Here is a 13598-nt window from a genome sequence, read left to right as displayed (position 1 = left end):
TACAAAAGATAAGTGAAGTGAAAGAAAGGGCAGGCCATAAACTTGTGTAGTCACGAGTTTTTCATGGCACGAGCCATAGAACTGGCAGAGCGCGGCCGCGAATCTGTTGCCCCTAACCCCATGGTTGGCTGTGTCGTAGTTAAGAACGAACGAATTATTGGAGAAGCCTGGCACGAAGAAGCTGGCCAAGATCACGCAGAAATCCTGGCACTCAGGCTGGCTGGACCAGAAGCCACCGGAGCCACCGCCTACGTGTCTCTCGAACCCTGTAATCACCAAGGTCGGACGCCACCCTGCACCGAAGCGTTAATCAAGGCTGGTATACAGCGAGTAGTAGTAGCTGCAATGGATCCAAATCCCCAGGTTAACGGCAAAGGCATAAATCGCCTTAGGGAATCAGGGGTGGAAGTTCTAACCGGGATTTTAAGCGAAGAAGCAGAATCCCAAAATGAGGTTTTTCGGACAAACCAACTCGAGTCTCGTCCTTTTGTTTTGTACAAAACAGCAATGACTCTCGATGGTAAAATTGCTACCCGAACGGGACAGTCCAGATGGATCACTGGTGAAGCAGCCCGCGATCGAGCCCAAGCGTGGAGAAGTGAATTAGATTCTATAGCCGTCGGAATAAACACGGTTCTGCTTGACGATCCCCTGTTAACCGCTCGAGGAGCTGGTAGACGCACACCAATAAAAGTGATTTTTGACTCCATAGCCCGAACGCCGCCCAATGCTCACTTGTTTGATCCCGATGAGAACAACAAGAGTGCCCAGGTGATTATTTTCGTCACAGCAAAAGCCTCAACAGAGCGCGTAGATGTCCTGCGTAAAGTTGGTGCAAAAGTAATAGAAGCACCAGAACAACAGGGGCGTCCTGACGTAACCTTCGCCCTAACTACGCTTCTAGAGCTTGGCGTAAGTAGTCTCCTGCTCGAAGGTGGAGGTACGCTTGCTTGGTCATTTTTCCAAGCAGAATCTGTAGATCGAGTAGCCTGGTTCATTGGGCCAAAGCTTCTTGGTGGCGGTGGAGCAAGTCCTCTTGGAGGCTTAGGAATTACTCAAATGGATCAGGCTATTCCTCTTGACATTCACACAGAGATAATCGGTGAAGACCTGCTCATCATGGGTCGTTGTAAAAAGCTGCCAAGATCAACGAAGGGAGTGAGGTGAATCGTGTTCACTGGTATCGTGGAAGAGATAGGGAAAGTTGCCCGCACAAGCGTTACGGCCGCCGAACTTCAGGTGTACATTGAAGCAGAAACAGTATTAGAAGGACTTGCCGTAGGGGACTCAATTGCAGTATCAGGTTGCTGCCTAACAGTCGTAACAATTCTAGAAGGCGAATTCAAAGTCGAACTATCTAAAGAAACAACCCATAAAACCTCACCCAATTGGCAACCAGGTGCTCAAGTAAATCTTGAGAGGGCCACCCGCCTTGAAGATCGATTAGGTGGCCACATTGTTACCGGCCACGTCGAAGGGATCGGGACTATCCTTCACGTTCAAAACAAACCAGCTTCGCACCTAATCACTGTCCAAGGCCCAGAATCACTAGCTGGCTACCTTGTACCGAAAGGAAGTATTACCGTAGACGGAGTAAGCCTCACAATAGTAGATGTTGGTGGCCCAGCAGGATCAAGTGTTGATCTCAACAGTAATGAGTTCACTATATCGCTAGTGCCCCACACTTTAAAAATGACAACGCTTGGCAACTTAGAGCGAGACTCAATCGTAAACCTCGAAGCAGACCCCATAGCGAAATACGTCGAACGCCTAATCCTAACGAAAGAGGCTTCTCATGCCGAGTAAATCCGGTATAGCAAACATCAAAACCATCATCTCCGACCTCAAGGTGGGTCGACCCGTAATCATTGTAGATGACGAAGATCGTGAAAACGAGGGCGACATTGTCATAGCAGCTGAACATGCCAAAGAGTCAAACATCGCGTTCACAATACGTTATACGGGTGGTGTTATTTGCCTTGCCATGGATAACGTTATTGCCGACGACCTTGACCTCCCACCAATGGTCGAACACAACACCGCACGGAGATCAACGGCTTACACAGTATCAATCGAGGCCCGGGAGGGAGTCGACACCGGAATAAGTGCAAAGGACCGTGCCACCACAATCTGTACAACTGTCCGTGACGGAGTAACCGCGGAAGATCTAGCTCGTCCCGGTCATGTCTTCCCATTGCGCGCCCGAGAAGGCGGTGTCTTACGACGCGCGGGGCACACTGAGGCAGCCGTCGATCTGAGCAGACTAGCTGGACTCAAACCGGCAGCCGCAGTTTCCGAATTAATGCATGATGATGGCACTATGATGCGCTTACCAGCAATCCTAGAATTTGCCAAAACACACGACTTAAAAGTTGGTACTATTGCTGATCTGATTGCCTATAGACTCGACGCTGACGCCTTCATAAAACTAGCTGCCTCAGCCCGAATGCCAACGCCTTGGGCGGAGTTCACAGTGTACGGCTACAAGGATCAACTGAATAACAATGAACACCTTGCCATGACTCTTGGCGATACAACTGACGGACATCCCGTACTAGTTAGAATGCATTCGGAGTGCCTTACGGGAGACGCCTTACACAGCTTACGTTGCGATTGCGGCTTCCAGCGCGATGCCGCTCTCAAAGCGATTGCTGATGAAGGAAGGGGCGTATTGGTCTACCTACGCCAGGAAGGCCGTGGCATAGGTCTACTAAACAAGATAAAGGCTTACGGCCTTCAGGACCAAGGTAATGACACTGTAGAAGCCAATCAGAAATTAGGTTTTCCTGCTGACCTACGTGATTACGGCATAGGCGCCCAAATACTTCACAATCTCGGCGTAAAAAAACTCAAATTACTTACAAACAATCCTCGTAAGATAGCTGCTCTTCAAGGCTTTGGTATAGAAATTATTGAACGGGTTCCACTTCACGTGGGCGAGAATCCTTACAACGAACGTTATCTCGAAACGAAGCGCAAGAAACTAGGCCACATAGGGAACTAAAGTTTGATAGCTTGAACACAGTACCAGAAAGGGTCCTACCATGAAAACACCCGAACGGCTGAAAGGAAAAGTAGCCATAGTGACTGGCGGTGGGAGTAGGGGCGAACTAGTCGGCACTGGGCAAGCCACTGCAATTCTTATGGCGCAGCACGGCGCTACCGTACTAGTTGCTGATCGTGATTTAAACAATGCCAACGAAACAGTAGCAACCATTGAAGAAGAAGGCGGTACCGCTTCTGCATTCAAGGCAGACGTTACTGATAACGCATCCTGCAAAGAAATGGTTGAAACAGCTGTAAACCTTTTTGGTGGCCTTCACGTCTTGTTTAACAACGTTGGATTAGGGAGTGGGGGAACGGTTGTTGATGTAGACGAAGACCAATGGGACCTTGCTATTAAGGTAAACCTCAAGAGTGTAATGCTGACCAGCAAACACGCCATCCCAAAAATGATTGGTTGTGGAGGTGGCTCGATAATCAACATTTCATCGATAGACGGTCAAGCTGCAGGTGTTTGGCCTAACACACCGTACGCGGCTGCCAAGGGAGGAATAATTAACCTTACTCGTCATATGGCTGTGCACCACGGACGTGATGGCGTCCGGGTCAACTGTATTGCCCCCGGCATGATCCATGCTCCATTTGTCAGCCATATTTCCGATGAAGTGCGCGATCTCAGACGTTTAGGTTCACCACTCGGAATTGAAGGGAACGCCTGGGATATAGCTTGGGCTGGTGTTTACTTCGCAAGCGAAGAATCCCGCTACGTATCCGGCCAAACTCTCACTGTCGATGGTGGTCTCCTAGCGGCTACTCCCTTAGCAATGCGCCATCATCTTGGCTTTGGGGAGGACACGGACGACTAACACCACAGGGTGGGTTCCTTCGCAAGCTCAAAATGATTAAGTCGTGTTGTAATTACAAATAAAAGAGCCAGGTAAATGCTGCCTTATATGATTTACACTCGGTGACTTCAACCTTGAAGGCAATAATCTAGGTTATTTTTCTGGTGGTGCCCACGCTCTGGGTGCTATACCCTCAAGGTGAGTTTTTACATCAACCACTGCAGGTCTACCATCCGCAAAAGCCTGATCAAGCGCAGTGGGTAGCTCACTCGGCTTATTAACAGTGACCCCAAAACAACCCATCGACTTAGCTATTCCAGCGAAGTCAGTTTCCGGGAATAACCAAAGTTCATCTGAACCAGTCGTCCTACCTCCATAGGTACTTTCGACACCGCCCTGCTCTTGGTTAAGTGAATGATTGTTATTGATAACTGTCACAGTTGGGATACCTGCCTTCAAAGCAGATTCTAATTCAGATAAATGCCACCAGATACCCCCATCACCTGTAAAACACATTACCGGTCGTTCCGGAGCAGCAGCCTTGGCTCCAATCGCGGCGGGTAGTCCCCAACCGAGCGATCCAGCGCATCGTATATATCTCTGTTCCGGGTATTTCAGGTCCACCATGGTTCCTGTCCAAATACCTGAGTGACCAGTATCTGAAACAAGGATTGCGTCTTCGGGTAAGTACTCAGTGAGCTCCCCGCAAAGCTGCTGCGGCATCATCGGTTCCCGGTTAGACTCCACTTCAGGGGCAACCCCTTGACGCCATTCACTCACCAATGCCTGTATACGATTAATCCAGGGGTCCCTTTGAGTAACTGGCTCGGCTTCATCAATCATGCTCTTCAAAGATGCTCTGACGTCACCTTGTAGTCCCAGAGTGAGTGGAAAGTTTCGACCTAACTCCGAGGCGTTGATGTCGAGTTGCATAACACGAGTGCCTGAGGGCGGAATTGTGTAGTCGTTTGTGACCATGCCACCGGCTTGACTACCGATGAAGAAGACAAGATCTGATTCAGCTACTGCCCGATTGGCACACTCTCTTGAATACTGTCCACAAACACCCACCAAGAGCGGGTGATCGTAACGAATTTGGTCCTTTGCATTTAACGAGGTTGCTACCGGGATTTTTAACTTCTCGACTAACTCCACTAACTCTGACCCTGCATCTGAAGCCGTGACACCACCGCCTGCAACTATTACTGGCCTTGCGGCCTCGCGTAGCAACCGGACAGCTTCGCGCACTTTAGAAGCTTCTGCTTTTGGCCTAAAAGGAGGTAATTGTGAAAAGTCCGGCTCAATGACGACTTGTAAGTCTGCCTCACGATCAGCTATCTCCTGCCCTAAGAAACCAGCGAAGTCAAGATGAACTGGTCCAGGTGTACCAGTTGTGGCCTCACGGAAAGCCTGACGGAGGAACAATGGAAGTTGATCGAGGTGATCGACTAAAACATTGTATTTGGTTACCGCATCAAAAGGTCGGGAGTGGTCAACCTCCTGATAGGCATGTCGGTGTTGGTGTTTCTGCACCTGGCGCCCGGTAATCGCTAAAACAGGTGAACTGGCGAGGAAAGCATCCTGGAGTCCTGCAGAGAGATTCACGGCCCCCACGGATTGGGCCATGCAGATCCCAGGGCCACGACGGATCCTGGCGTATCCATCAGCCATGTAGGCTGCAGCCTTCTCACCATGTGCTTGTACGCGCTTTATGCCAAGCTTCTCCATTTCCATTAAGGCCCTTGGCGCAATGTATGGGACGAAAAAGACATGGTCAATCCCGTGACCGTACACGGTTTCAGCTAGGAACCGGCCGCCTGACATGATGGACATGGTGTATTCACTCCTTCTGGGTTGTGTAGACCTGGATTGAGTCTATAACAGTATCGTGTTCTTACCCCTTAAGCTGCTTAGCCAATTATAGCTAGAAAGTTAGTCCATCACGTAACCACCAGAAACAGAAAGCGAGAGGCCCGTGAGGTAGTCGGCTTCAGCCGATGCAAGAAACGCTGCTGAACGAGCAATGTCATCTGGTTGGGCGATGCGGCCGAGAGGCACAATCATTTCAGTACGAGACACTAATTCCTCTCGATAAGCTGTTGTCGCGGTACCCTCGGGCTTAAGTGCTTCTGCCATATCGTCAACCCGTTCGGTATCAACCAGAACTGGACAAATGGCATTAACCGTGATCGCGTGAGGTGCTAATTCCAAAGCCAGAGCCTGAGTAAATCCCCGGACAGCGAACTTAGACGTGCAATACGCGGCGTACCTAGCCACCCCTCGTTTTCCAGCAACCGACGACAGGTTAATAATTTTGCCACCAAGGTCTCTTTTGATCATCGTACGGGCTACAGCCTGTGAACAGAGGAACGTACCCTTAACATTAACGGACTGCACTAGATCCCAGGCATCTTCTTCAACGTCAACAACCAATGTTCGATCACGGCCTGCAGGTGCGCCAGCGTTATTAACCAGGATATCTATGCCACCGAAAACCTGGATTGCTTGATCAATCATCGACTGCACCTGGGTCGAATTCGAAATGTCGGCCTGCAGTGATAATGCCCGCCTACCTTTAGCCTTTATTTCTTCTACTACGGCAGGTAAGCCCCCCCAAGTGTCTGCTTCACCACCAGGACGCTCAATTAGGTCATTAACGATGATATCGGCTCCCTCTTCTGCTAAACGAACAGCGATCGCCCGCCCAATACCGTTCTTACCCGCAGCACCCGTAACCAATGCAACCTTTCCTTCAAGGGAATACATATAGATCCTCCAATAGATGTTCGAGACTTTGCATCAATATTACCCGACCTTGGTTACCAAAACGGACATTTGTTCCCGCAGAGGATATTTCCAGTACTAACTACATTAGGTAAAAATCAGTTCTTTGGAGTCAAAACTTGAGATAGTGACGAAAACGTTTTGTTTCTCAGCAATCAGAGTTACTACGATCAACTAAAAGTTTCCGTAGGTTTAAATCGGGATCTGACCTAGCACCTAAATGCTGAATTACCCACGCTGAAATCTGAGTCGCAAAGCGAGCTGCTGCCTCGGGATTCTGTCCACGGAGGTAACGAGCAAGGAAAGCACCTGCAAACGAGTCACCTGCCCCCGTCGCGTCGATTAAGTGATTAGTAGCGGGCGAGATCCACGTGACTGTGTTTCCATTCCGAATCAATGCTCCCTGAGCATCGAGCTTTAGGGCGATCATTGATGCCGGATAAAGCTTGGCAAGAACTTCAGCAATGGCCACAGGTTCAGTCTCACCAGATAACACTGCGCCTTCCTCTTTATTAGGCAAGAACAAGTCAATATCTAGGTCTCGTGTATGACTAAGAAATGTATCGACACACATCTCCTGAATAAGCTGGAAGGAACCTGGATCAAACGAAATAGTAGCACCTGCCGATTTTGCTAACTTGGCGGCTTGTCTAGCTGCCGTACGGGGCGGATCAGCAAAGAACGACCATGCCGTGAGGTGGAGGTGATTACATTTCCCAAGGAGATCTTTCGGAAGTTCAGATGGCAGCAAATAATGATCAGCACCCTTACCGGACACCATAGACCTTTCACCTTTGCCATCAATCCAAACAGCTACTGACCCCGTGAGTTGCGCGTCAGTCTCAACAAAGCTAGCGAGAACCTTTTCGCTCTGCAAGTTCTCCTTCGCTAATTGACCAAAACGGTCCCTGCCAATCTTGCCAATAAATGTAGTATCGAGACCACACCGACGAGCCCACACTGCCACATTAGCAGCACTTCCACCCGGAGCGAGCATCACTTCCCCGAAAGCATCCCCACCAGTGAGGAGCTCGGTGTTGGTTCTAATCATCACATCCCAAGCAAAATCACCAAGGACCAAGAGAGGTATCGACATGCGGCAAAAGTTTATCACGTCCAGCAACATTCCCTGAGCAAATACCATTTATTTAGCAAAATCAGCGGAAGTGTAACTACTTACGATGTTTTGGGTAGGACCACTCAGAACTCAGTAAACCTCAACCTGTCCTGACGGGCACTGACAGCCTAGAAAGTTATAGAGAAGGATTAGGTATTTGTTGTCATCTTTTACTGCGTATGCTTATCTATAAAGCCCACCCGTTGATTAGTCACTCTTGGCCCGTAATGTCCGTAGAACAACCCCGATGAGAGAAAGTACCAATACGAGAAGAAGACCAAAAACGCCAAATCCAATCGACTGCACGAAAGGAGGAACACCTTCTCTTAAGTCCCCATGAAAAGAAATATTATGCTGCAACACTTCTTCGCTGTTGGTGTTTACAGGTTGTTACAGAAAAGCGTAATAAACATTGATACCTGTTCCATATCTAAGCGAGAACCCCCAAACAGTATTGTCAGGCAACGTAACCTCAAGCCGGTAATATCCTGGTTCTATTGGGGTCATCACACGCCGGACCGAACCTGCACTGGACATACTCGAACGGGGGAACATGAAAGCTAGGATTTCATGATGACGCGTGATTTCGGGCTGAGTCCTAACTTCAAGAATCAAAGGGGCAGCTGGTCGCTGAGAAATTGTTACCTCAGCGCGGCTCCCTAAACGAATGCTTTCGGTTAGTGAGGATGGGTTCGGATGTTCAGCCTGGACAGCTCCTACTAACAAGAACAACAGGCATGCAGCCAAATTTTTCATGCGTCGTCTACTGTAGTTTTTGGTTTGAGGGATTCGGCTACCCAGGATCCCGAGTAAGCGGCCATCACAGCTAGAACCAAACCACTAGGTAAGCCGAACACTAAAGCCCCTTGGTGCCAGTTGACACTGGAGATCAATGTCAGCAGGTAGTTAGTGACAAAACAGGTTAATCCGATCACTAGGCCGCTTAACCACAGTGGGGATCGTTTAACTAAGAGGTCAGCGGCGATTCCTGCTAAAAGGAGGAATGGAATTGCTGGCTTTGAATGGCCAGCAAGGTTAACGCTCGAAGAAATCATTAACCAACCTGCGAGAAGAAGTCTAATTAAGGTGAATCCCGTGGCGGCCAAAGTTGCTGCAAAAGGAACAGGGTTTAGGCGAGCAATCAAAACCAGCACAAAAACGGGTAAACCAGTTAGTAATAGTGGATGCCAAAATGTGGGAAAGGCCGGAACTACAAACTCATACTCCGCGAGAAGAACACCGTACCAGCCAATCAGAGTGGCAGCAAAGAAAATGGAGACAAAACCAAGGAGTTTTTGTCGACCTGGATCTGTTGTAAGCCTTCGATCTACCCAGGTCCCAACTAGACCTCCGAAACTGAGCATGTTCAGGCCCAAGACGCCTATAAGGTGCATGGGGGCCCATAACGTCAAGTCCGTACCGAACCACCTGTGCCATAATTCGTCAGCTGGCGCAAAAACCAGCACTAGCAACGTGCCGAGTGCCGTTATGACGAGTCCTGGGTGGAGATGAGCTCGCCCTAGCCGGAGGTGAAAACGACTTGCCTGCCTGTCACGAAAAAACCCGAGAAGCGTAACAACTAGCACGATGCCCATCGAAAGGTAGATCAGGTTATGTGGTGGCGAGAAAAAAGTATCGCGCCCTTTATCGATATGCCAACTTATATCCCAGTAAATCCCGAATAAACCAGAGAAAGCTCCTACCGCCATTATGGGAAGTATGCCGAGTCGCCAAAGGTCCTTCGTACTACCGGTTGTAACCTGCGTAGGACTCAGTTTAGTCATGAAGTGGTACCTATTTTCTTAGATAGGCTCCAAAACTGGACTGATGTTAACTTTGGGAATCTTCGAGAAATTATTGTCATAGTACTTTGATCTTTTGCCAGCGACCCGACCGGAATCGTATTAGGTATACCAGGGCTAGGCAGGTTCCATAGAAGAGAGCTCCAATCCAAGCATCGCGGACACCACCATCGAAAACAAATACTATTAAGGTAACTAGAGGTAAGAACAACACCCATCCTATGACCATTCGCGCCACCATCGTGAAAGTAGTATCTCCCGAACCGTTCAGCGCTCCGGACAGCACTACGGCGACTGCATCGAACAGTTGAAATATTGCCATCAAGCGTAGAATCTGCACTCCAGCTTTAATTACATCTGGATCGCTCGTAAACAAGCTCATTAGCGCCGCTGGAGCAATCAAGAAACTGAAGCCAATTGTTCCCATTGCGATCATGCCAAGAACAGTTCCTCGATAGCCTACTCCTTGCGCCAGGTCGGGTCGCTTTGCCCCGAGCTGTTGGGCCACCATGCTTGAGGTTGCCATCGAGAAAGCAATGCCAACCATGAAAGATATGCTCATGTACTGAAGTGCTATCTGATTAGCAGCCAGAGCCCCTGTCGAGATAGTGCCAATAATGGCGAAAAAAACGCTAAAGCTGGAGATCTCTACGAAATCACCTAGGCCCATTGGTAGGCCAACGCGGAATACTTGCAAAATATCTCGTTTTTTTATGGCGCGCCGGCGATGTGTTTCGTAGCGCCGGCGGATTGCTGGCGCCCATAAGATAAAGGCGCTAAGTCCGGCGTTAACAGCGTGGGCTATTACTGTGGCTATTGCGGCTCCCGTCACTTCTAATCTGGGAAATCCAAGGTTTCCTAGTACTAAAAGCCAATCGAGAATAATGTTAAGTAGTACTGTTACCCAAGCCAGAATCATGGGAGTGCGAGAATCACCCCGTCCAATCATGAATCCCCAGACCACGCCAGAAAATAGGAAGAAGGGTAGTTCAAAACCACGGATGAAGAGGTAGTTTGCCCCTAGGATCGCAACCTGGGGCTCATCGCTTGGTGCTAGGAATGGGAATCCCCAGCGGAAGATCCATGGAAAGGCTAGCGAAACGGCACTCATGATTGCCACCACGACTAGGCAGCGCCAAACCCATTTTCCTACAGCTTCGTCGTCTTCTGCTCCGTGAGCACGACCGACGAAGACCACGCTGCTATTAGCAGGTCCTCGAAAGAGTAGTGCGATTGCGAAAAACAGTACTCCAGCCAGTCCCGTTGCAGCTAAAGCTTGTGTACTTATTCTCGAGACGAAAAAGGTGTCCGCTACCATGAGTAGGGTGTAAGACATTTGTTGAAATATAAGTGGCGTGGCTAGAATCGCTATCTTCCGGGTTAAGCCGGTACGAGAAAAAAAAGTCCCGCGGATACTCATAGCCCAACAGACGAGGCGTGCATCAAATCGGGTCGGTGGACCTGGCGTAGAGACAGAATTGTGAGTACTGTGTCATCATAATTCGGGTTCACACTCGGATTATGAAAGATTCTAGGGCGCGAAGGCATGACGGCCATTATCGATGCCTGAGGCTCAATTGGGAACCCCCTCCATAACAAATCAACTTCACGCACTAAATTTAGCTCGTACTTTTGTGTATCTCGTCAGCCTGTTGGGGTGTTCCGGATACTTGAGCTTGAATCTATAATAATTAATAAATTGCCTGTCATTGTTAAGTACCCATGCACACGTTAATTTGATCCTATCTCTAATTTCGAGGTTAATGATTGATCGCCTATACTGCGGGGTAGGAAGGCAGGGGAATTCATGAAGATTACTGGGGTTCGCTCTAGCATTGTCGCTGTTCAGCGAAATCGAGCTCTCCGAACTGCTTATGGAGAGATGCCTGCCACTACAACGGTCATTGCTCAGGTGTTCACGGACGAGGGTATCACCGGAATTGGACAAACTGTCGCGCCGGCCCCTTGGTATGGAGAGACTGCTGAATCTATTAAGGTGTCCATCGATCGTTATTTGGCGCCGGCGGTGGACGGCTTGAATCCGTTTGCTATTGAGGATCTCGTTGTTCGTATGCACAAGGCCCTTCGGGGAGCTACTTATGCCATGACCGCTGTTGAGTTCGCACTGTGGGACATCAAGGGTAAAGCTCTTGGCGTCCCCGTTTACGAGTTGCTTGGGGGACAGTGCAGCCAGGGAGCACCCTTGCACGCGTTCGTTGAACGTGAAAGTACCGAGCTGACCGCAGCGCGAGTGGCGGAACTAGCTGATCAGGGTTGGACCTGGTTTAAAACAAAAATTGGGTTTGGGGTTCACGCTGATCTCGATTGGTATGCAGGTTTACGAACTGCAGTACCCGAGGGCCTTCAATTTCAACTTGATGGTAATACTAGCTATGCACTTGGCGAAGCCATCCAAACCCTTACGCAAATAGAGTCAATTGGTGGTGTCGCCATCTTTGAGCAACCCGTTCGCCACCTCGACGAAATGTCGACGTTAGCCACAAGATTGAAAACTCCGCTCCAGGCGGATGAGTTGTTAACAAACCCACGTACCGTCTATGAGATTGCGAGGGCACAAGGAGCTCATGTGTTGCATTTCAAGATTCATAAGTACGGTGGCCTTCTACAAGCCAAGCGTATGGCTGCTGTTGCTGAAGCCGCCGGCCTAGAAATCTCGATCGCTCCTTACTTCGACATCATGGCTGCAGCAGCTGCTCACCTGGCTGCTTCTACACCGAATATTCGCTGGCCCGCCGGCTTCTCTGACATGAACGACACTTTTTTGGTTGAACCGTATCTTCCTAATGGACAGATCATGGAGCCTCCCTCTGAACCTGGCCTGGGAGTACTACTTGATGAAGATAAACTCGCGCAATCATAATTAACCTCGTCCCGAGCTCATTAGTTAGTTCAGTCGAACGAACCCACAATCGTTACTTCTAATCTCCAAACCGCCATTATGCCGTAGATTCCCTACCCGGATTAACGAGATAACTTGGGTCTCATCCGAACATTTGTCGTAAAGTTACGCATCAATTTAATCTAATGAGCTGGCGAAACCGACTTAAGGGTAGTTAAACGAAGCTATGGCTAAAACTAAGTAATCTCTCAGACTAAACGGTGGGCCTCCTAAGGGTATTAGGTTTTGTTCCATGTTTAGGTTTTTGTAGGTTTTCCAACGCTAATTGGTCGTAATCCTTAGAAAACCTGTAATCTTTTACACTTTGCTCCTGTAAATTTTCATACTACGGGTCCTGAAAATAGGTGTAGGTTGTGGATTAACGTCGATAACCGGGGTCAGGTAGGACTTTGGGTCGGCACTTGTCTTATGGAGGACAAAATGAATTCTAGATCGTTAACTGGATGGTGCCTTGTTTTAGGACCGCTCCTAATGTTCATAATTTGGGGATTGCTTGATCCGTTAGTAATTGGAGATACATCAGGAGAAGGCTTAAGTCCTTCAGAGGAAACACTAGGGTACTTGGAGCTGGCTGCGGCGAAGCCCGTGGTGGCAAATCTGTTCGGGTTCCTCGGGTCCTTGGCTATGATCGCAACGTTCGCTGGTTTCACGTGGTTGTCACGTTCGATTAAGGGAGCTGGCGCAACCTGGGCTTCGATACCTGGTTTTATCTTCCCAGCCCTCGCGGCAGTTGCGATAGGGTTCATTGGTTTATCGATAAGCGCTCAGGATCTTTTCGCTGATGGTTTCACGGCTGCGGCTGCTCAATTGGAAGTTGTTGGTAATAATCTTGGTGGGGGCTTCGGTCTGTTTTGGGGAATTGGTGCATTGTTCCTTGGTACTGCCCTAACTTGTGAGAAAAACATTCCCGCCTTTTTGGGTTGGACCCTGACTATAACTGGTTTAATTATGGTGGTCACCTCGGCATTTTCTGGTGGCCAAGGTGGCTCCTTTGGCTTCATCATTTGGATTGTCATGAGTCTCGCCACGATCGGCGTGGGAATCAACATCCTCAGGGGAAACGCTGATTCGGGGGCTTCCTCAGCAGCTACAGAGTAAGGAATTAGTTCGTCAACAAGGGGCTCGTG

Annotated in this window: 12 protein-coding genes; 6 read left to right on the top strand and 6 right to left on the bottom strand. The window is 49.1% G+C overall.

Annotation, left to right across the window (positions count from 1 at the left end; genetic code table 11):
- Nucleotides 1–63 precede the first annotated feature (63 nt).
- The 4 genes from ribD to CMO31_01930 are packed head-to-tail and all read left to right on the top strand — an operon-like array spanning nucleotide 64 to nucleotide 3869.
- Nucleotides 64–1167: a riboflavin biosynthesis protein RibD gene (ribD, locus tag CMO31_01945; GenBank protein MAZ52762.1), complete on the top strand. Its 1104-nt coding sequence runs from the start codon at nucleotides 64–66 to the stop codon at nucleotides 1165–1167.
- Between the two features lie 3 nt (nucleotides 1168–1170).
- Nucleotides 1171–1806 (top strand): riboflavin synthase, encoded by a 636-nt coding sequence (locus tag CMO31_01940; protein MAZ52761.1) that lies wholly within the window; start codon nucleotides 1171–1173, stop codon nucleotides 1804–1806.
- Nucleotides 1796–3004, top strand: coding sequence for a bifunctional 3,4-dihydroxy-2-butanone-4-phosphate synthase/GTP cyclohydrolase II (locus CMO31_01935; GenBank protein ID MAZ52760.1), 1209 nt, complete (start codon nucleotides 1796–1798; stop codon nucleotides 3002–3004). The genes CMO31_01940 and CMO31_01935 overlap by 11 nt, the downstream gene beginning before the upstream one ends.
- 40 nt (nucleotides 3005–3044) lie before the next feature.
- Nucleotides 3045–3869, top strand: coding sequence for a short-chain dehydrogenase (locus tag CMO31_01930; protein ID MAZ52759.1), 825 nt, complete (start codon nucleotides 3045–3047; stop codon nucleotides 3867–3869).
- A gap of 132 nt (nucleotides 3870–4001) precedes the next feature.
- On the opposite strand, the gene CMO31_01925 is transcribed toward CMO31_01930, so the two are convergent.
- The 6 genes from CMO31_01925 to CMO31_01900 all read right to left on the bottom strand — a co-directional run bounded on the left by CMO31_01925 (nucleotide 4002) and on the right by CMO31_01900 (nucleotide 10971).
- Nucleotides 4002–5681, bottom strand: coding sequence for an acetolactate synthase (locus CMO31_01925; protein ID MAZ52758.1), 1680 nt, complete (start codon nucleotides 5679–5681; stop codon nucleotides 4002–4004).
- A 99-nt stretch (nucleotides 5682–5780) separates the two neighbouring features.
- Nucleotides 5781–6614, bottom strand: a complete 834-nt coding sequence (locus tag CMO31_01920) for a hypothetical protein (GenBank protein MAZ52757.1) — start codon at nucleotides 6612–6614, stop codon at nucleotides 5781–5783.
- Between the two features lie 166 nt (nucleotides 6615–6780).
- Complete coding sequence (locus CMO31_01915) at nucleotides 6781–7728, bottom strand: carbohydrate kinase family protein (protein MAZ52756.1); 948 nt, start codon at nucleotides 7726–7728, stop codon at nucleotides 6781–6783.
- 411 nt (nucleotides 7729–8139) lie between these two features.
- Complete coding sequence (locus CMO31_01910) at nucleotides 8140–8505, bottom strand: hypothetical protein (protein MAZ52755.1); 366 nt, start codon at nucleotides 8503–8505, stop codon at nucleotides 8140–8142.
- A complete protein-coding gene (locus CMO31_01905) occupies nucleotides 8502–9533 on the bottom strand; it encodes a hypothetical protein (protein ID MAZ52754.1) in 1032 nt (343 codons plus the stop codon). Before CMO31_01905 ends, CMO31_01910 begins: the two co-directional genes overlap by 4 nt.
- Before the next feature lie 76 nt (nucleotides 9534–9609).
- Nucleotides 9610–10971 (bottom strand): hypothetical protein, encoded by a 1362-nt coding sequence (locus tag CMO31_01900; GenBank protein ID MAZ52753.1) that lies wholly within the window; start codon nucleotides 10969–10971, stop codon nucleotides 9610–9612.
- A gap of 387 nt (nucleotides 10972–11358) precedes the next feature.
- On the opposite strand from CMO31_01900, the gene CMO31_01895 reads away from it, so the two are divergent.
- Together CMO31_01895 and CMO31_01890 are read left to right on the top strand one after the other, a co-directional pair.
- Nucleotides 11359–12432, top strand: coding sequence for a hypothetical protein (locus tag CMO31_01895; protein MAZ52752.1), 1074 nt, complete (start codon nucleotides 11359–11361; stop codon nucleotides 12430–12432).
- Nucleotides 12433–12891: 459 nt separating this feature from the next.
- Nucleotides 12892–13569 carry a hypothetical protein gene (locus CMO31_01890; protein MAZ52751.1) on the top strand — a complete coding sequence of 226 codons (678 nt, stop codon included), beginning with the start codon at nucleotides 12892–12894 and terminating at the stop codon, nucleotides 13567–13569.
- Nucleotides 13570–13598 lie beyond the last annotated feature (29 nt).

The sequence above is a fragment of the Trueperaceae bacterium genome, from assembly GCA_002707365.1.
GTDB lineage: Bacteria > Deinococcota > Deinococci > Deinococcales > Trueperaceae > UBA6957.
This window is presented reverse-complemented; position numbering and strand designations above follow the sequence as displayed.

Excerpts from the sequence above, each read along its gene's own strand:
- CMO31_01925 (MAZ52758.1), bottom strand. The coding sequence starts at position 5,681 with ATGTCCATCATGTCAGGCGGCCGGTTCCTAGCTGAAACCGTGTACGGT.
- CMO31_01905 (MAZ52754.1), bottom strand. The coding sequence starts at position 9,533 with ATGACTAAACTGAGTCCTACGCAGGTTACAACCGGTAGTACGAAGGAC.
- ribD (MAZ52762.1), top strand. The coding sequence starts at position 64 with ATGGCACGAGCCATAGAACTGGCAGAGCGCGGCCGCGAATCTGTTGCC.
- CMO31_01915 (MAZ52756.1), bottom strand. The coding sequence starts at position 7,728 with ATGTCGATACCTCTCTTGGTCCTTGGTGATTTTGCTTGGGATGTGATG.
- CMO31_01890 (MAZ52751.1), top strand. The coding sequence starts at position 12,892 with ATGAATTCTAGATCGTTAACTGGATGGTGCCTTGTTTTAGGACCGCTC.
- CMO31_01910 (MAZ52755.1), bottom strand. The coding sequence starts at position 8,505 with ATGAAAAATTTGGCTGCATGCCTGTTGTTCTTGTTAGTAGGAGCTGTC.
- CMO31_01930 (MAZ52759.1), top strand. The coding sequence starts at position 3,045 with ATGAAAACACCCGAACGGCTGAAAGGAAAAGTAGCCATAGTGACTGGC.
- CMO31_01935 (MAZ52760.1), top strand. The coding sequence starts at position 1,796 with ATGCCGAGTAAATCCGGTATAGCAAACATCAAAACCATCATCTCCGAC.
- CMO31_01900 (MAZ52753.1), bottom strand. The coding sequence starts at position 10,971 with ATGAGTATCCGCGGGACTTTTTTTTCTCGTACCGGCTTAACCCGGAAG.
- CMO31_01920 (MAZ52757.1), bottom strand. The coding sequence starts at position 6,614 with ATGTATTCCCTTGAAGGAAAGGTTGCATTGGTTACGGGTGCTGCGGGT.
- CMO31_01895 (MAZ52752.1), top strand. The coding sequence starts at position 11,359 with ATGAAGATTACTGGGGTTCGCTCTAGCATTGTCGCTGTTCAGCGAAAT.